Here is an 18,430-nt window from a genome sequence, read left to right as displayed (position 1 = left end):
CACAGGTCTATCGCCCATCTGACCGGCCCTCTCCGGACGTGAGGCGCGGACGGGCCGAGCTCCACGGCCTGATCGTCTCGAGCAGACGCGCGACGGCGAACAGGGTTGCCTCGTCGCGTGGCCGGCCGATCACCTGCAGACCGACCGGCAGTCCGCCGCTGGTGAATCCGACGGGGATCGAGATCGCGGGCAGCCCGGTGACTGTGATGGCGTAGCAGGAAAGGCATGCCTCGATCACGTCGTGTATCTCGCGGCCGTCGATGGTGTCGGGGAACAGCCGCTCGACGGGGAACGCTGGGACTTGCGTCGTGACCGTGACGAGCAAGCGGTAGGTGGCGAAGAAGTGATCGAGCCGCTGCCAGAGGGTGCTGCGGAACGCCTCGGCTCGACCGACGTCGTACGCCGAGTACTCCTTGGCCTTGCGCAGATATGCCTCCACGAATGTGTTCTCGATGCCCCCAGCGGTGCCTGTCGTACGTTCCGCTTGCGCCACCTGCCGGACCGCCCGCAGCGGATCGATGATCCGACGGACGTCCGTGAAGTCTGGGGCGTGCTCGTCGATGATTGCTCCGGCCTCGTCCAGTACCTTGACGGCTTCGCCGCAGATCGTCCGGACCTCAGGGTCGACAGCGGCGATGCCGAGGTCGGCGCTCCACGCGATTCGCCAACCCCGCACGCTGAGGCCGCTGTCCGGCGCAGCGGGCGTGTACGGTTCCATGTCCGAGATCGGCACGCGGCTGTCGGGTCCGCTCATGACTTGAAAGAGCAGTTCGCAATCGGCGACGGTACGGGCGAGCGGTCCCGTGACCGCGTAGGAGTCGAAGACCCAGTCATTGGGCCACTGCGGTATCCGACCGGGTGTGGTGCGCAGGCCGACCAGCCCGTTGAAGCTCGCGGGAAGCCGCACCGAGCAGCCGTGGTCTGTAGCCTCGGCGAGTGGCCCGAGGCCCGCCGCGACCGCTGCTGCTGCCCCGCCGCTGGATCCGCCGGCGCTGCGGTCGGTGTTCCAGGGGTTGCGGGTAGCGCCGAACAGGTCGTTGACCGTGTTGATGCCGGCGCCGAACTCGGGTGTATTGGTTTTGCCGAAGACAATCGCTCCGGCCTTCCGTACGCGCCGGACCACCTCGGCGTCCTCGGCCGGCACGTGGTCGGAGAAACGGTGCGATCCGTAGGTGGTGCGCATTCCCGCTGTGTCGGTCAGATCCTTGATGGAGATCGGGACGCCCAGCAGAGGGCGGTGCTCGCTGTCTGTGGCCGCCCGCTCGAGTGCTCTGGCCTCCTGCAGCGCACGGTCGAAGTCGGTTGTCACGAGCGCGTTGATGATGGGATTGACGCTCTGGGCTCGTTCGGCAAGCGCGGTGACCACGTCGACCGGTGACAGCCGCCGGGCGCGGACCGCCTCGGCGATGTCGACGGCGGAGGTGTAGCAGAGGTCCTGGTTGCTCTTCATCATGCCTCCGGGTCCAGCAGGATCTTGCCGATGGCGGATCGGTCTCCCAGACGCCGATGGGCTTGCGACGCCTGACTGAGAGGGAGCCGGTGGACGGTGACGGGATCGATGTCGCCGGATGCCCAGAGGGCGACGACCTGCTGCATAGCCTCGTAGAGCAGCGCCCTGTCGCGAGGGTGCCGGGAGCCGCACAGCGTGCCACGGGCGAAGAAGCGCAGGTCGAGGTGGTTGGGGATCGCCGAGGCATACACGTCGAGGGACGCCGGCGTGTCGCTCGCCTGGCCAAACCCGACAAGGCGGCCCCAGGGCGACAGCAGTTTCAGGCTGTGCACCAGGGTGGGCCCCCCGACGGAGTCCAGCACCAGGTCAATGGGCTGCTGCTCGCCCAGGATGTCCCTGATCTGCGAAACGAAGTCTGTCTCGGTGTAGTTCACTGTGACGTCGGCGCCGGCGGTACGGGCGACGGTCAGCTTCTCGACAGAGCTGGCGGTAGCAACCACGCGGGCGCCGGCGAGGCGGGCCAGCTGGGTGATGGCGCTTCCGACGCCCCCGCCGGCGGCATGGACGAGCACCGTTTCACCAGGGCGCAGGCCGCCCTTATGGTGCAGTGCCAGCCATGCGACCAGGTAGTTGACGGGCAGTGCGGCCGCGTCCTCCAGGCGCTTGCCGGGCGGTAGCGGGAACAGCAGATCCGCGGGCACGACGGCGAACTGCGCGTATCCGCCGGTTGCGTCGCCTGCGATGACCGGGGTGCCGGCTGCGAGGATCGATGGATCCATCGCGCATGCCGCCGCCCCCGGCCCTACCACCTCAACCGTCCCGCTGACCTCGAACCCGGGTGTGACCGGCAGGGCCGGCTGTCGTACGTAGCTGCCCGCCCGCATGCGGGTGTCCGCATAGTTGACCCCTGCGGCCGCGACCTTGAGCAGGACCTGTCCGGCGGCGGGCTCGGGCCGCGCGATATCAACAAGCTCCAACGCGTCTGGTCCGCCGAACTGCCGGACTTGAATTGCTCGCACTACGATGTTCCTCTCGTCCGTGCTGACCGGCGGCGCGGGTCGACCGCGTCGCGCAGGCCGTCGCCGAACAGGTTGATGGCGATGATGAGCAGGCTCACGGCCACGCCGGGGACAACAACCATGGCCGGCTCGACCCGCAGGAACTCCCGGCCTTGGCTGAGCATGGCGCCCCACTCCGGGGTCGGCGGCTGCACGCCCAGCCCGAGGAAGCTCAGGGATGAGACGAGCATCGCGGTGATGGCGAGGCGTAGCGTCCAGAGGATCACCATCTCGGGCACGATGTTCGGCACGATGTGGCGCCAGATGATCCGGGCGTCGCTCGCGCCTCGCGCGCGGGCCGCGTCCACGAACTGTCTGGCCATGATGGACTTCGAGGTCCCGTATGCGAGGCGGGCGAAGACCGGCACCGAGTAGATGGTTGTCGCGTAAAGCAGCGGAGCGGTGCCGGTGCCGAGGACCGCGATCACGATGAATGCGATCAGGACGCCGGGGAACGCGAGCATGACGTCCACTGCCCGCATCACGATGGTCTCTGGCCAGCGGCGGTAGTAGGCGGCGATCACTCCGGCGGTCATCCCGATGACGGCGCCGAGAACGGTCGCGGCCAAGGTGATCCCGATCGTGTATCGGGCGCCGTAGGCGAGGCGGACCAGCATGTCCCGCCCCAGCTGGTCGGTGCCGAGTGGGTGCGCCGCGCTGAAGCCCTGGAACGCCTCGGAGAGGTTCTGCTGGAACGGCTTGTAGGGGGACAGCAGCGGAACCACGGTGCTGACTACGACGATGGCAACGAGCATGCCGAGGCCGAGCTGGGCGCGCACCGGCAGCCGGCGCAGACTGACGCCGCGGGAGGAAGGCGGGCCGTCGACGGGTGTCGCCGCTGCAGTGGTCGCGGGCTCCGCCAGGGCGGACTCAGGCGGCATGGAGGACATCAGGTCAGCCTCCGATCCGAGGGTCGACGATGGTGTAGAGCAGGTCCGTGACGAGGTTGATGACGAGGACGGTCAGCGCGAACAGCAGGATGGTCGCCTGGACGACCGGCAGATCGCGGATCAGCAACGAGTCGACGGCGAGCCGGCCCAGTCCCGGCCACGCGAAGACCACCTCCACCACCACGGCCCCCGCCAGCAGGTGCCCGAGCTGGACTCCGGCGAAGGTCAGGATTGTCACCCCGCCGTTGGGCAGCGCGTGCCGCAGCAGGATGCGCCGTTCGGGCAGTCCCTTCTGCCGGGCAGTACGGACGTAGTCCTGTTCGAGGATGTCGATGAAGGTGCCCCTCGTCAGCCGGGCGAGCATGCCCAGCTGGGGCAGGGTCAACACGGCCACGGGCAGGATCATGCTGCCGGGCAGGATGTTCCCGCCCGTCGGCAGCAGCCCCAGCTGCACTGAGATCAGCAGCACGAGCATCATGCCGACCCAGTACGACGGGACGCTGACACAGAGCATCCCAAGTCCGCTCACGATACGGTCGATGACGTGGCCTCGGTTGTAGGCGGCGAGGATCCCGAGGAGCACGCCACCCAACAGCGCGACGAGCATGCTCACGCCGGTCAACTGCAGGGTCGCGAGCGCGCGGGGCGCGACCTCGTCCAGCACCGACCGACGCGTGGACAGCGACTGGCCGAAGTCGCCCCCGAGCAACGAGGTCAGCCAGTCCCAGTACTGGACGTAGATCGGCTGATCGAGGCCGAGTTGCGCCCGTACACGAGCGATGGTTTCCGCGCTGGCGTCTGCCCCCACCATGTTGGCCACCGGGTCACCGGGGATGAGCCGGATGGTCGAGAAGACGACGACTGACACCAGGAACAGCACCGGCAGGGTCTGCAGGCAGCGACGTACGACCGCATTGTTCATGTTGTCCTACACACCCTCGGCAACCACCGCTATGGCGTCAATCTCGACGAGCGCCCCGAGCGCCAGCGCCGAGACCTCGTACCCGAAGCTGGCTGGCGGGTCGTTGGGGATGAGTTCCTTCTTGATGTCCGAGATCGTCATCAGACCGTTGATGTCGGTGACGTAGATGCCCATCCGGAGGATATGGTTCAGATCGGAGCCGGCCGCCTTGAGGATTGCCTCAAGCTGCCGCATGGCCTGGTATCCCTGTTCCCGGAGGGTCGGCAGCGGTTTGCCGTCGTCGCCCTTGCCGAGCTGACCCGAGACGTAGATGGTGTTGCCGCTGACTACGGCCATGCTTTTGTGCGCCAGTGGTTGGGGGATGCCGGTCAGGTTGACGACACGCCGCGTCGGCGCTTGCGTCTCCTTATTGCCCATGGTCGTTACCTCCTGTGTCAGGCGCGGATCGTCGCCGCGGTCAGGTTGTAGAACTCGTGCGGGGCGTCGGTGAGCCCTTCGATCGTGTCGCTATTGGCGAGCAGGCTGTTCAGCGAGAACAGGAAGATCCACGGCGCGTCGTCCCAGGCGACCTTCTGCGCGCCGGCCGCCGCCTCGGCAAGGGCGGCCTGGTCGTCCACCGAGGTCACGACCTTCTTGTACGCCGCGTCGAACTCGGCATTGCGGTAGCGGGCGTAGATGCTGTTGATGTTCGTCCAGGAGCCCTCCAGCACGCCGAGCGCGTGTCCCGGGTCCACGATGCTGGAGCCGTAGGCGAAGTAGTTGAGGGTCGTCGTCGTGATCGAGGCCGGCTTCTGCATCGCTGCGAAGTAGCCGTTCTGGTCGATGATCGACAGGTCGGCCTGTACCCCGGCCTCGGCCAGGTAGCTCTGGACGGCTTCGCAGGTGGAACGGTCTCCCGGGGTGTAGCCGTCGGTGGTCTGGATCGTGAGCTTCAACGGTCGGCCGTCCTTGGCCCGGACGCCTCCGGCGCCGACGGTCCAGCCCGCCTCGTCCAGAAGCTGGGCGGCCCGCTGCGGGTCGTAGCCGTATGGGGTCTGGGCGGTGAAGCCGGGAATCATTTCCGGCACGACCGACCTGGCGAGGGTGCCCTGCTTGTGCAGGACGGTCTCAAGGATCTTGGCCGCGTCGACCGCGTAGTTGAGGGCCCGCCGCACCCGGACGTCCTTCAGGTCGGCGTGCTGGCTGTTGATGCCGATGAAGACCATGCGCACGCTGGGCGTCGACAGCAGGGCCATCGACTTGGACTTCTGGACGGTCGGTACCATCGCCGGTGGCACGCCGACCGCGACATGCGCCTCGCCGGTCTCCACCATCGCGATCCGGCTGGACGCGTCCGGTACGGTGCGGATGGTCAGCTTGTCCAGCTTGGCCTTGGTACCCCAGTAGCCGTCGAAGCGCTCCATCTCCAGGCGCTCGTTCGGCACGAAGTTGACCATCTTGAACGGGCCCGTGCCGACGCCGCGCAGCGCAACCTCGTCCTTGTACTTCTCCAGCGACTCTCCACTGTGGAAGCCCAGCGCGAAGTAGCTTGTCCAGTTCAGGAAGCCGGCCTGAGGTGATGCGGTGTGCACCTGCAGTGTATGCTCGTCGATGGTGGTGACCTTGTCGATGAACCCGTAGCTTTGCGCGCGTGGAAAGTCCGCCGGGCGCCCCAGGTAGCGGTCGAGGTTCATCTTGGCGACCTCGGCGGTCCATTTGGAGCCGTCGTGGAAGGTCACGCCTTGCCGGAGGTGGAGTAACCACGTCGTACGATCGGCCGATACCTCCCAGGACTCGGCGAGAGCTGGGACAATTTTGCCTGAGGCGTCCAGGCTGACGAAGCTTTCCAGCATGTGGCGGACGCCAGCGGCCACGGGAATACTGTTGATCAGTGGTGGGTCGAGGCTGACGATCGGCGCCTGGAGAGCCACAGTCGCCGCGTTGGCACCGGCTGACGCAGCACTGCCACATCCGGACAGCAGCGGACCGCCGAGCGCGAATAGGCCGAGCGCGCCCGAGCCGCCGAGGAGGAAGCTGCGGCGCGACAGGGGTAACCTGGTGACTGGGTGCTCGTTCGGCTCCTGTTTCATTATCTTCGGTCTCCGTTCCAGAGAATTGCGTCGATGGCGGATACGTGCTCCTATGCCGTCAGTCGAACCGGCTAGTTCGCGAGGCCTTTCGAAGGGGTGTCACTCTCGAACGCTCCGACGGCGCCCTGACGCCTCAGTCGTTCTATGTGTGCTGCCTCGTATCCGAGGAGATCGGCCAGGACCTCCGCGGTCTGCCCACCGAGTCGCGGTGGGAACTGGTGGTCGTGCGGGCCGCGGCAGCCACCCCGGGTGCTCTTGATCGGGTTACCACTCACCATGACCACCGCTCCCTCGGCACTGATCAGCTCCAGGAGCATCTCGCGATCCGCGGTGTTGGCATCGTCGAGCGCATCGGCCACCGTGTTCATGGGCGCGGCGGGCACCCCGGCGTTGACCAGGCGCGCGAGCGCCTCCTCCGCCGGCAACTCCCGGAAGGCCGGTTCCAGGCGCACCCATAGCTCCACCTGGTTCCGCAGACGCGCCCCGGCATCGACGAACCGTGGGTCATCGGCCAGCTCGGCCACGCCGATCGCGGCGCAGAGGGATCTCCACATCGCCTCGGTGTTCGCCGTGACCATGACGTACCTGTCGTCAGCGCACCGGAAGGACCGGTAAGTGGGAATGCTGACATGACCGCTACCCTGAGGTCCAGGGACCGCTCCGCTGAAGAGGTAGTACGCCGCCTGGTACGTCAACATGGCGAGCTGGCAGTCCAGCATCGCGATCTCGATGTGGTCGCCGGCGCCGGTACGGTGCAGCCTTACCAGGCTCGCCGCGATAGCGGTCGCGGCGTACATTCCTGCGGATAGGTCACCGATCGGGATCCCCATCCGCGCCGGCGGGGCACCGGCGTGTCCGGTCAGGCTCATCCCGCCGGACATCGCCTGCACGATCGCGTCGTAGGCGGGACGGTCCCGGTACTGCCCATGTTCCCCGAACCCGGTCACGCTACAGGTAATGATCTTTGGATTCACCCGCTCCAACTGGGCGTGGTCTAGCTGCAGTCGCTCGAGCACTCCGGGACGGAAGTTGTCGAATACGACGTCCGCGGTGCGGACCAACTCCAGAAAGACCGCTCGTCCCGCAGGAGACTTCAGGTCGATCTGCACACTCTTCTTGCCCCGGTTCACGGCGTGGAAGTAGGCACTGTCGCCGCGCACGAAGTGCGGAGGGATGGCCCGAGAGCTGTCCCCACCCCGTGGCTCGATCTTGATGACCTCCGCGCCCAGATCAGCGAGCATCTGAGATCCGAACGGCCCGGACAGGAACTGAGTCAGATCCAGCACCCGTACCCCGTCGAGCATGTGACCAGGGTCGGATCGATTGGCGGTCATGCGGCACTCACAATCGACACAGCACAGGCGCCATGGTCGAATCCCGCGATGCCGCCACCGGTGCAGTGCGTAATCACGTTCCGCACGTCAGGGACCTGGCGGGAGCCGGCTCCGCCGGTGATCTGCCAATACGCCTCACACAGTTGAACGATCCCGGTCGCGCCGACTGGGTGCCCGCGGGCGATCAAGCCTCCGCCGGGATTTACGGCGATGCGGCCACCGATGTCTGTCTCTCCCGACCGGATCAGCCGCCAGCCCTCCCCCGGCTCGGCGAAGCCCAGGGACTCGTAGTACATCAACTCAGCGATGGCGAAAGCGTCGTGGACCTCGGCCACCTGCATGTCCTGCGGACCGAGAGAGGCCTGCCGGTACGCCTCTGCCGCCATCCGCTCGGAAAGCTCGCTGCGCGTCATGTCCCGGAAGCCGTTTGTGAAGCGGCCAGCGCCCAGCACCAGGGCACGAATTCCGACCCGGGGCACACCGGGGGTGGTCCGGGGGGAAGCGGTGATCACGACCGCCGCAGCACCATCGGCTCGGGGGCAGCACATGAACAGTCGCAACGGGTCCGCGACCGGACGGGAACTCAGCACATCTTCGGTGGACACCGCCGTCTGCTGTCTCGCAAGTGGGTTGAGAGCGCCGTTTCGCCGGGCCTTCACCGCCACAGCAGCGAGATCGGACTCGGTTGCCCCTGTCTCGCGGAGGTACCGCTGTGCCCGCATGCTGTAGACACCAGGCATGATCAGGCCCTGCTGGACCTCGGGGTCGTCCTGCGACAGCGGGAGCGCGCCCCTGCCGAGCGCGCTCAGCTTGTCGATCCCGAGCACCACCGCGGTGCGCGCCTGGCCGTTCGCGATAGACTGCACCGCCAGTTCCAGGGCGGTGCTTCCACTGGAGCATGCATTCTCGGTATTGACGATCTTCCTGCCGGACAAGCCGATTCCCGCGGCGATCCGCTGCCCAGCAAGCGGACCGCCGTAGCCGGTGCCGCAGACGAACAGGTCCACGTCGCGCAGGTCCACCTCGGCGTCGGCCGCTGCGGCGACGACCGCTTCCTGGCCCATCGCCTCGAACGTGTCCGGTGAGGCGTCGACGAAGCGCGTACTGCCCGCACCGCTGATCCAGGCTGCGACGTCACCCATTCTCGTTCCTCCGCCCGTTGGAAGGTCCATCAAGGAAAAAGCGAAATCGCACGAACGGGCCGGTCTGGTCGTCGGGACGCTCGTGCGCAACCACACGGACACGGCAGTCCGGCGGAACGGGGTCCGCCGTCGCGAAGTGCCCGAATATCCGCACCCCCTCCGGCAGATCGACGTAGCCGACGTGGTACGGGTTTGGCAGGTTCGGCGCCGATACGTGGATGAGGGTCGAGGCGTACACCGTCCCCGTCGCCGAGAAGTCAGCCTCGACCATGGTCTGGCCACAGCCGTGGGCGCAGTACCTTTCCGCTTGCACCGTCCCCTGGCCACAGGCGGTGCAACGCATACCGGACAGCTGAGCGGCAGTGGACATTGTCATTCCTCCGGTTCCTCGATTGACGTCCGCGGAGAACCGTCCTGGTCCGCGGGGCCGCCAAGCGCAGTGGTGATCTCCTGCGCGCACTCCATGACCAGACGGGCGTACTCGTCCGTCTTGGCCTCGTCGAACTGCACCTCGGGAATGGTGAGCACGACGTCGCCTATCACCGAGCTGCCCGCACCGCGCAGCGGTGCGGCAATGCCGACCGCACCAGGAAGGCGCTGGCCGTGCGAGATGGCGTAGCCCTTCAGGCGTACCTCGGCCAGGCGCTCCCGGAGTCCGGTGACCTTCCCGCCCAGCTCCTTCGATGCGCGCTCGATGACCAGGTTCTGACTGTCGCCATCGAGAAAGGCGAGGATCGCGAGGCCGCTCGCCCCGAGGTACAACGGCACCCAGGAATGCAGTGGTACGACGTACCGCAGGGCGCGGGACCCCTGCACCTGGGAGATGAACATCATCTCGTGGCGGCTTTGGTCGTACTGGCCGATGTGCGACGTCTCGCCGGTTAGCTGCGTCAGGTTCTGCAGGTAGGGAACGACCAAGTCCGAGAGGGGATGCCGGGCCGTCACAAGCCGGGCCATCCTGTGCAGCGCGGGTCCCAGTTCGTAAAGCTGGGTGGTGGGATTGTGGGCCAGCATGCCGACCGCGACCAATGACGAGAGCGCTCGATGAACTGTCGTGGATGGCATCCCGATCTCGGCGGCGATCCTGCGGGCAGATGTCGGGTCCTGGGCCGACTCCACGATGTACCGCAAGACTTCAAGTGCCCGTGTAGTGGGATCTCTCGTTGTCACAACCAACCCATCTCTCAGATGCAGAGCGACACTCACCCCGCCCGATCTGTAGGTGCCGATCGCGCGACCTGCCCGCCTGTTCCGTTGAACGGAACAGGTGTTCCATATACCTAACCTTCGTGACAAGCGTCATGTCAAGGGGTTGCAGATCATCGGATGACCTTGCCAACCATCGACGGCTGATGCCGGCTGGGAAGTGATCGACGCCAGCCAGATCCCGGAGACCGCGTCGGTCGACCGGGTCGAGTCGGCCGACCAACAGGACTCCGCCTCGATCCACCGACGATCTTGGTGCGGGCAACCGTATCGGCTGACCGAATGGCGCCGATGGATGTCTGTTGTGGTAGGCGTGGTTGATCCGCCGGCGTTTCCGGCATGCTCCGTGGTGGTGGCTGGACCCGGGGTGGGGCGGCTGGTTCGGGTCATGCCATGGCGGGTGAGCCGTGGACGCGGTCGAACAAGGTCTGTCAGGGTCGCTGCCTGACGATGTTGGTGCCGGTGGCCGTGCAGGTGCGGCAGTCCGCTCGCCGGAACAGCACCGACAGTCGCAATTTGCCGTCCGCGGCTGTCGGTTTCAGCATGGACTGGATGTCCCTTGTGGACACGTGATGGTCTCGGTCTGCCAGTCGATGTGGAAGTCTTCCTTCGCGAACCGGGTCGCTCGACGGCATGTGGATCCTGGCGGACCGGCCCGACAATGGTGATCCCGTGCGCAGTCTCAGCCAGGTGAACCGTTTCGGGTGTGACGTAGCCGCTGTCGAGGAGGTGCTCTGCCGGTGCGATGTGCTGCTCGGCCAGTGCGGCATGGATCGCATCGACACGCTTGCCGCGGGCCGATGGCCTGTTCCGGGGCCGGGGTTGTCACGACGGGCCTGTCAGGAGATCGGCTCTGGCGCAGAGACGGTGGTGGGGTCTGTCCTTAGTGCGGCGCCTGGTGTGCCAGACCGCCTGAACGGTAGTCCCGGGATGGTTCGCGGCGCGCAGAGTCCGGGCCGGTCGCGCAGGTGGCCCGCCCAGTCCCGGGCGAGGCCCCCTCTCCGAGGAATGACCGCTGGAGCCCGCGCCCGCACGCTGGCGAGAGCGGGCTCGGGCGGGGCCTGCTATGCGCCTGAACGTGGGATGTCGCCGCGCCATGCGCCAGTGGCGTCGCCGCGCTGCTCGATGAACTCCTTGAACCGCCTGACGTCCGCCTTCACCTGTCGCTCATCGATACCGACGGCACTGCCGGCTTTCTCGGCGATACCCGATGGCTCCCAGCCCATCTGGACGGTAACGCGGGTGTCCTGCTCGCCGAGGGGCTGGAAGCTCACCACGCCGGCATGCATGGTTTCGCCGCCGGTGCTCTTCCACGCGATCCGCTGGTCGGGGTGTTGTTCAGTGATCTCGGCGTCGAACTCTCGGCGGACGCCGCCGATCCTGGTCACCCAGTGCGTGTGCTGGTCGTCGAGCTGCCTGATCTCCTCGACGCCGCCCATGAACTGAGGGAACGACTCGAACTGCGTCCACTGGTTGTATGCCGTGTGCACCGGCACATGGACGTCGATGGACTCAGTGACCGTGCTCATCGCAACCTCCTTGCAGCAGTTCTCGTGCGCCAGATGCCCCGCAGCGTCCACGAATAACGTCGCATTCTCGTGCGGTACCACATCACGATCAGCACCAGGTCGACGAGGTCACCGCCGTAGTACATGAGCAGCGCGGCGCGCTCGGCCTGCTCGGACGGCACGCCGTGCGGTGGATGGGTGTACCGGTGCTGTGCTGATCGACACAACAGTCTCGGCCCGGGTGCAGTTGGACACCTGCATCGAGGCGAGTGCTGCTGCCGGCATCGCCGTGGCCAGCCGGCACCACCGCCCGCTGCGCCCTGCCATTGTTGGACCCACAATCCTGGCCGGCGCACGGCGGCCTGCACCCGCCCGCGCTGCGGACACGCATCCGGCGCGTCCTCGAATGCCCGACATCATTGGCGACGGACACTTGGTTCGATACGTATCGGCCGTGTGCCCGGATCGACGGGAGCGTCCGAGGCCTGGTTGAGGTCGAGTCCGTCGGGTAACCGGGCCGTATGGCTCCGCTGAACGTCGCGCAGAAGTTGATCCGGTCCCACCTCGTGGCGGGTCAGCCGATGCCGGGGCGGGAGGTCGGGCTGCGGGTCGATCAGACGTTGACCCAGGATGCCACGGGCACGATGGTCATGCTGGAGTTGGAGGCGCTCGGCCTGGATCAGGTGCGCACCGAGGTGTCGGTGCAGTACGTGGACCACAATCTGCTGCAGGCCGACGAGCGGAACATGGCCGATCACCTGTTCCTGCGCTCGGCCTGCCGGCGGTTCGGGCTGTGGTATTCCAAACCGGGCAACGGGGTGTCACACCCGACGCACATGCAGCGCTTCGGCGTGCCCGGGAAGCTGCTGATCGGGTCGGACTCGCACACCTGCGCGGCCGGTTCGCTGGGCATGCTCGCGATCGGGGTGGGCGGCCTGGACGTGGCGATGGCCATGGCGGGCGAGCCGCTGTACCTCACCATGCCGGAGATCTGGGGCGTGCGCCTCACCGGTGAACTACCGCCCTGGATCAGCGCCAAGGACGTGATCCTGGAGATGCTGCGCCGCCACGGCGTCGACGGCGGCGTGCACCGGATCGTCGAGTACCACGGGCCGGGCCTGGCCGGGCTGGCGGCGATGGACCGGCACGTGATCGCGAACATGGGCGCCGAGCTGGGGGCCACCACGACGGTGTTCCCTGCCGACGACCGGGTGCGCGAGTTCCTGGCCGCCGAGGACCGCGTGGCCGACTTCGCGGAGCTGACGGCCGACGACGGTGCCGGCTACGACCTGACCGACGAGGTCGACCTGTCCAGCCTGGTGCCGCTGATCGCGCGCCCGGGCTCGCCTGGCGACGTCGTGCCGGTGGCACAGGTCGCCGGCACACCGGTGCACCAAGTCGTGGTCGGTTCCTCGGCCAACCCCGGACTGCGCGACTTCGCGATGGTAGCGGCGGTGCTCGCCGGCCGACAGGCGCATCCGCAGGTATCGCTGGATGTCAACCCGTCGTCGCGGCAGATTCTCGCCGATCTCACCGGCATGGGCGCAACGCTCTCGCTGATCCAGTCCGGGGCGCGGCTGCATCAGACCGGCTGCCTGGGCTGCATCGGCATGGGGCAGGCGCCGGCGGTCGGACACAACAGCCTGCGCACCATGCCGCGGAACTTCCCCGGCCGTTCCGGCACCGTCGACGACCGGGTCTGGCTGTGCTCGCCAGAGACCGCGGCCGCGGCGGCACTGACCGGCGAGATCACCGACCCCCGGCAGGTCGGCGTCGCGTGCCCGACCCTGTCCCTGCCGAGCCGATCGGCGGTGAACCGGGCCATGCTCGAACCGCCGCGGCCTGCCGGTGAGGCTGTCCGGGTCCAACTGGACAAGGCGCCGAGCATCGGCACCCTGCCCGACCTCGACCCGATGCCCGACGACCTCGAGGTGGCCGTGGCGATCACGGTTGGGGACGACCTGTCCACCGACGAGATCCTGCAGGCCGGCGCGGAGGCGCTGCCCTACCGCAGCAACATCGCGAAGCTGGCCGAATTCACGTTCGCCCGGGTCGACAGCGAATACGTCACCCGCGTCCGGGACCAGGGCGCACACGCGATCGTCGCCGGCCGCAACTACGGTCAGGGCTCCTCCCGCGAACACGCGGTCCTCGCGCCGCGCTCGCTCGGCCTCCGGCTCGTCCTCGCCCGTTCCTACGCCCGCATCCACTGGCAAAACCTGATCAACTTCGGTGTCCTGCCGCTGGAGTATGACGGCAGGACACCTGAGGTCGGCGACCGGCTCATCGTGCGGGATGTGGCGCAGGCCCTGCACGCCGGCACCGACATCACCGTCCACAACGCCACCCGAGACACGATCCTGCATGCCCGGCACCGGCTGTCCGCCCGGCAGATCAACATACTGCTCGCCGGTGGCCGCATCCCCGCCCTGGCCGCCCGTAGATAGCAACCTCGTCCACTGATATGAGTCCTTGAGCATCGATGTCTCGGCAGTGCCGCCGCCGTGGCCGACTCGCCGCGGGAACACCGGCCGAATTCACCTGACCAGCGGCCGGCGACGCAGCCTTGCCGTCACCGCCAGACGCCAGCGGTGCGGTGAATGGTGGACAGGGTGAGCACGGCGCCGGCCCAGAACGAGACAGCGGCAATGATCAGGGCCGGGCACAGGCCGACTATCAAGCCGGCGCCGTGGCCGACCAGCGCGCCCAGCAGGGCCACCGCCCGAGGACGCTGCCCTGGGTGGTGTGTGCCGGAAGCGAGGAATACGCCGACTCGGTCGGCGATGGTCATGGACGGATTCGTCGGGGTCAGGACGTGGCGTAGACCTTCTCGACGAACTCGGCGAGCCGGTGCTCGTCGAGGTTGTGGGCCAGGTCGGCCTCGCTGATGATGCCGACCAGGCGATGGTTCTCGATGACGGGCAGCCGCTTGATCTGGTGGTCCTCCATCTGGTGCAGCACCTCGTCGACGTCGGCGCTGGCGTCGACCCAGATCAGCGTCTCCTGGGCGAGGTCACGCGCCGTGACCTGGTTGGGATCCTTTCCCTCCGCGATGCACTTCACCGCGATGTCACGGTCGGTGATGATGCCATGCAGGCGATCGTCCGCACCGCAGATCGGCAGCGAGCCGACGCCCAGGTCGCGCATCTTCCGCGCGGCGGTCGCCAGGCTCTCATTCTCGTCGACGCACTCGGCGTCCGGGTGCATGATGTCTCTCGCCTGCCGCTCCGGCTCCCGGCGAGCCGACGGTCGTTCGCGTACCGTCTGCTCGTAGTAATCCAGCGCGTCGAGCTTGTCGGCCACGGCGTCGTGTGTCGCCTGGCCGGTGTGCTCGGCGTAGCAGACCTCACCGAGTTCCTGCAGCAGCTTGGCACGTTGCCGCTGGGCTCGCGTCCGCTCCATACGCGCCCGACCTGACGCCAGGCCGCGCTTCGTGGACGCCTTTACTGTGTCGAAGGCTTTGTCGAAGGCCACGACGACCCTCCTCTCCTGCGCAACCGCAGCGCAAGAGCCATACAGCAGTACTCACCTGCCAAGCTACGCCGCCGCCGGTACGACTCACATCCCGATGCACTGATCAGGGCGGTTTCCGCTGATCACCGGGGCACCGTGCGACAGCTTGCCGCGCGGACGCTGCCAGCTTGTGCCTGGGATGGTGCCGCAGGCTGTCCCACACGCGATGTCGGATTGGGTTTCTCCTTGCTCAACTTGGGAATAGTCGCCGGTGCTCGCGTGTCGAACTAGTGAGACATGATTGAGACGGCGTGCTGGAATCGTCAGACTGTGGGGCGGTTTTCCATGGACTTCGTGACCAGCGATGGGGCCCACCTGAGTTATGAACGGCACGGCCCTGCGAAGGGTGCACCGACGGTCGTGCTGTTGCATGGTTGGTCGCTGGACCGGCGTGTGTGGTCCTGGCAGGTCGATGCTCTCGGCGACGTCGCAGTTGTTGCCTACGACGCGCGTGGTCATGGCCGTTCGGGGCCGGTGACGCGGACCACCGCGACGCTGGGCCGGCTCGCTGATGATCTTGCTGAGGTGCTCGGTGCTGTCACGCCGACCGATCGGGTGGTGCTTGTCGGCCATTCGCTCGGCGGTATGACGATCATCGAGTATGCACACCGCCATCCGGCGCATTTCGCCGAGCACGTGTGCGGGGTGGTGCTGGTGTCCACCACCGCGGAGGGTGCCTTGCACACCACGTACGGGTTCAGTCCGGCGTTGGCACCGGCGGTCCGTGCCGGTGAGCTGGCCGGGTGTTGGCTGCTGGCTCATGTGGGCCACTTGCGGCCCCATTGGATGCCCCGGCAGTTGCTGCGCCGCAGCGTGCGTTGGCTGGCCTTCGGTGCGCCTGCCCAGATTGAAGACCTCAATCTGGTGACGAGCATCGTGGCGCGGACGTCGCTGCGAACCATCGGCGCGTTCGGTGCGGCGGTTGACACGCACCGGCGCCTAGCCGAACTGGCAGCGCTGCCCCAGATCCCGGTGACGGTGCTCGTCGGTGCCCGTGACCGGCTCACCCCGCTCGCCTGCGCCACCAACATCGCCGCCGCCGTCCCGCAGGCACACCTGGTCGTGTGTCCGGAGGGCGGGCACATGCTTCCGCTGGAATGCCGGGACGAGGTGAACGAGGCGCTGCGGTTGACGATCGACCGCGCACTGACCGAGATGGAGCACCGCGGAACACGGCGTAGCACCGACCGCAACACGGACCGGGCCACCGCCTGCGACACGGCCGAGACCGTGGCGCGGAACGTGTCCCGGAGCATGAGCGGATCTGATCGCCACGGGCACGCGCGTCGAACGTCGACGAGTGGGCAGTAGCCCCGGCGGTAGCGGCTGCTGCTGTGCCCAAATGGGTCTCGATGCTGCGCCGGCGCCTACGCTGCCTCACACGCCCCGGACGGGTCAGTTCGTGGCCGGATTTCGGGTGATGACGGTCGTGCCGTGTGCCGATGTGGGGGCCGGCCGGTTTGCCGGGCGTCTCCGGGGAACCGGCTGTCTGCAGGAACAGCCGATCCGGAACCGATCTCACCACGATTTCGCCGATTTCCAAGGAGTAACGACATGGCGACTGTCCGAGAGAAGGTCGTTCAGTATCTGCAAGACGCACGCGCGGCGGAGTACGCCTTGACCACCATGCTCGCCGTCAACATCGCCGTCACCCCGGAGGGGGATTATCGACGGCGGCTGGAGTCGCAGCGGCAACGGTCCCGTGAGCGGGTGTCCCGGGTGTCGGACCGGCTGGGTGAGCTGGGAGCCCGCCGCGGCATCCGGCATCTGGGCATGGACATCGTCCGGGTGACGGGCGGGCAGGCCGTGGCGTTGGCAACGGTACCGGCGCAGCTGCTGCGGGGCCCGGGTGGTGAGGAGCGGGTGTTGAAGAACGCCCGTGACCTGTGTGCGGCCACGGCCGTACTGGACGCCAACTATCGGGCGCTGGCTCAGATCACCCACACCGGCAGGGATGAGCGCACCGCGAAGCTCGCTGTCGACCTACAGGCGGAGAGCGAAGAGATGCTGTCGGAGTGCTACGCGTCCTTGGACCGGCTCGCGGAGGCGGTGATCCTCGAGGAGGTCGAGGGCGAGCCGGTGTACCAGATCGGAACTATCGGCGTGGTGCAGATGCTGGGACTGCCGCAGTTGCGGGAGAGCATGCATCGGTTGCGGGACGGGGCCGCTGACGTACTGCAGTCCGCCCGGCGCGAGGCCGTCAGGCAGGAAGCCCGGTCCGTCATCCCGGACTACGACAATCTGTCGGTGAAGCAGATCCGTGACCGGCTGACGCGGCTGTCCCAGTCGGACCTGGCCACCGTCGAGGCCTACGAGTGGGCGACGCACAACCGGATGCCGATCCTGGAAGCCATCCAGGAGCTGCACAGCGCGGAGCCGTGGCCGGGGTACGACCAGATGAACGTGGGCGAGATCCGTGCCCGGCTGCGGGAGGTTGACGAGGACCAGATCCGCGCGGTGCTGGACCACGAGCGCGGCCACAAGGACCGGTCCTCGATCCTCAACGCCCCTGAAGTTCAGGTCGCCGTTGCCGCCTGACACACGCCGCGCGCCGCGGGAGGCCCCACCGCTGCCGGGCCTTCCGCGGGTGAGTACGGCGGTGAGGACCGCCCGGTAGATTCGACAGACCGCCTACGTGCCGTCGTCCCGGAGTTCGCCGGGACGACGCATCACAGCCACAGCGCCGCCAGGGTGGGTACGAGCCTTGCCGCAGGACCACGGCGAACACCGTCAACGCTTGGCGGGGCGCTGGTGCCCTGAACGGGTAGTATCGATGACCGGACGGCACACTGCGCACCACTCGGTGCCAGGAACGTCGTCTCACGGGTGGAGGCGGCCCACGTGCAGTACCTCAGCGACGTCAATCTACGCGCCATTCTCAGCGTCCTGATCGGCAGGGCGGGCGGCACGATCGAGATCAGCAACGCTGAGCTCTACGACGCTATGCTGCCCGACAGCGGCCAAGCGGAACGTTTCCGCGTCGAGGAACTGCGAGACGGCGTCCGACTGACGCTGGTACCCGGTCGAGACCCAAACGGACCTCACGAATAACAGCGTCTCCGAGCCGAATCGGCATCATCTGTAGCTCCCCGCAGCGCCGCGCCGTCTCGGTGCTGGCCTACAGTGCCGCAGATGCCGGGGCACCGACGAAGCATATCTGTTCGACACCTGACCCGCCGACCTGTGTTCCCTGTCCAGGTTGATTCTTGAGCCACCGCGCCCGGCATCTTGCCGAGCGCGGCATCGCGTTCACCGTCGTAGAGGCGGCGGTACAACATCGCCGCCACCGAGACCGTCGAGACGGTGCCGCCTCGCGGTATGCGAGATCGCGCATCGCG

Annotated in this window: 18 protein-coding genes; 4 read left to right on the top strand and 14 right to left on the bottom strand. The window is 67.3% G+C overall.

The features are described 5' to 3' along the window. Positions 1-7: 7 nt before the first annotated feature. From Dfulv_RS22165 to Dfulv_RS22110, 12 genes are all read right to left on the bottom strand, one after another. Positions 8-1,366, bottom strand: coding sequence for an amidase (locus Dfulv_RS22165; protein WP_259866334.1), 1,359 nt, complete (start codon positions 1,364-1,366; stop codon positions 8-10). Between the two features lie 83 nt (positions 1,367-1,449). Then, on the bottom strand, positions 1,450-2,427 hold the full coding sequence (locus tag Dfulv_RS22160; protein ID WP_259866332.1) for a quinone oxidoreductase family protein: 978 nt from the start codon (positions 2,425-2,427) through the stop codon (positions 1,450-1,452). A gap of 41 nt (positions 2,428-2,468) precedes the next feature. Beyond that, a complete protein-coding gene (locus tag Dfulv_RS22155) occupies positions 2,469-3,389 on the bottom strand; it encodes an ABC transporter permease (RefSeq protein ID WP_259866330.1) in 921 nt (306 codons plus the stop codon). Between the two features lie 13 nt (positions 3,390-3,402). Further along, positions 3,403-4,320: an ABC transporter permease gene (locus Dfulv_RS22150; RefSeq protein ID WP_259866328.1), complete on the bottom strand. Its 918-nt coding sequence runs from the start codon at positions 4,318-4,320 to the stop codon at positions 3,403-3,405. Positions 4,321-4,326: 6 nt separating this feature from the next. Then, complete coding sequence (locus tag Dfulv_RS22145) at positions 4,327-4,737, bottom strand: RidA family protein (RefSeq protein ID WP_259866326.1); 411 nt, start codon at positions 4,735-4,737, stop codon at positions 4,327-4,329. Between the two features lie 17 nt (positions 4,738-4,754). Further along, positions 4,755-6,389 (bottom strand): ABC transporter substrate-binding protein, encoded by a 1,635-nt coding sequence (locus tag Dfulv_RS22140; RefSeq protein ID WP_259866324.1) that lies wholly within the window; start codon positions 6,387-6,389, stop codon positions 4,755-4,757. 71 nt (positions 6,390-6,460) lie between these two features. Then, on the bottom strand, positions 6,461-7,693 hold the full coding sequence (locus Dfulv_RS22135) for a CaiB/BaiF CoA transferase family protein (protein ID WP_259866322.1): 1,233 nt from the start codon (positions 7,691-7,693) through the stop codon (positions 6,461-6,463). 26 nt (positions 7,694-7,719) lie between these two features. Further along, positions 7,720-8,865 (bottom strand): thiolase family protein, encoded by a 1,146-nt coding sequence (locus Dfulv_RS22130; RefSeq protein WP_259866319.1) that lies wholly within the window; start codon positions 8,863-8,865, stop codon positions 7,720-7,722. Then, the gene (locus Dfulv_RS22125) at positions 8,858-9,136 is read right to left on the bottom strand and encodes a Zn-ribbon domain-containing OB-fold protein (protein WP_259866317.1); all 279 of its coding nucleotides are present in this window, start codon (positions 9,134-9,136) and stop codon (positions 8,858-8,860) included. Before Dfulv_RS22125 ends, Dfulv_RS22130 begins: the two co-directional genes overlap by 8 nt. A gap of 101 nt (positions 9,137-9,237) precedes the next feature. Beyond that, the gene (locus Dfulv_RS22120) at positions 9,238-9,996 is read right to left on the bottom strand and encodes an IclR family transcriptional regulator (RefSeq protein ID WP_259866316.1); all 759 of its coding nucleotides are present in this window, start codon (positions 9,994-9,996) and stop codon (positions 9,238-9,240) included. A 1,139-nt stretch (positions 9,997-11,135) separates the two neighbouring features. Continuing rightward, on the bottom strand, positions 11,136-11,600 hold the full coding sequence (locus Dfulv_RS22115; protein WP_259866313.1) for an SRPBCC family protein: 465 nt from the start codon (positions 11,598-11,600) through the stop codon (positions 11,136-11,138). Further along, on the bottom strand, positions 11,597-11,761 hold the full coding sequence (locus Dfulv_RS22110; RefSeq protein WP_259866311.1) for a hypothetical protein: 165 nt from the start codon (positions 11,759-11,761) through the stop codon (positions 11,597-11,599). Before Dfulv_RS22110 ends, Dfulv_RS22115 begins: the two co-directional genes overlap by 4 nt. A 339-nt stretch (positions 11,762-12,100) precedes the next feature. Between Dfulv_RS22110 and Dfulv_RS22105 the strand changes: the two genes are divergently transcribed. Then, a complete protein-coding gene (locus Dfulv_RS22105; protein WP_259866309.1) occupies positions 12,101-14,026 on the top strand; it encodes an aconitate hydratase in 1,926 nt (641 codons plus the stop codon). A 125-nt stretch (positions 14,027-14,151) separates the two neighbouring features. On the opposite strand, the gene Dfulv_RS22100 is transcribed toward Dfulv_RS22105, so the two are convergent. Together Dfulv_RS22100 and Dfulv_RS48600 are read right to left on the bottom strand one after the other, a co-directional pair. Next, positions 14,152-14,370: a hypothetical protein gene (locus Dfulv_RS22100; RefSeq protein ID WP_259866307.1), complete on the bottom strand. Its 219-nt coding sequence runs from the start codon at positions 14,368-14,370 to the stop codon at positions 14,152-14,154. A gap of 17 nt (positions 14,371-14,387) precedes the next feature. Next, positions 14,388-15,053, bottom strand: a complete 666-nt coding sequence (locus tag Dfulv_RS48600) for a CBS domain-containing protein (RefSeq protein WP_319805818.1) — start codon at positions 15,051-15,053, stop codon at positions 14,388-14,390. A gap of 324 nt (positions 15,054-15,377) precedes the next feature. Between Dfulv_RS48600 and Dfulv_RS22090 the strand changes: the two genes are divergently transcribed. The 3 genes from Dfulv_RS22090 (at position 15,378) to Dfulv_RS22080 (ending at position 18,143) form a co-directional block, all read left to right on the top strand. Next, positions 15,378-16,403 carry an alpha/beta fold hydrolase gene (locus Dfulv_RS22090; RefSeq protein ID WP_406568026.1) on the top strand — a complete coding sequence of 342 codons (1,026 nt, stop codon included), beginning with the start codon at positions 15,378-15,380 and terminating at the stop codon, positions 16,401-16,403. A 243-nt stretch (positions 16,404-16,646) separates the two neighbouring features. Next, entirely contained in the window at positions 16,647-17,630 is a 984-nt protein-coding gene (locus Dfulv_RS22085; protein WP_259866303.1) for a hypothetical protein, read from the top strand. Between the two features lie 303 nt (positions 17,631-17,933). After that, a complete protein-coding gene (locus Dfulv_RS22080) occupies positions 17,934-18,143 on the top strand; it encodes a hypothetical protein (RefSeq protein ID WP_259866301.1) in 210 nt (69 codons plus the stop codon). The last annotated feature ends 287 nt before the right edge of the window (positions 18,144-18,430 follow it).

Origin of the sequence: Dactylosporangium fulvum (assembly GCF_025137375.1) — a bacterium.
Classification (GTDB): domain Bacteria; phylum Actinomycetota; class Actinomycetes; order Mycobacteriales; family Micromonosporaceae; genus Dactylosporangium; species Dactylosporangium fulvum.
Note: the sequence above shows the minus strand (reverse complement) of the source record. Positions and strands in the feature narration are given on the sequence as shown.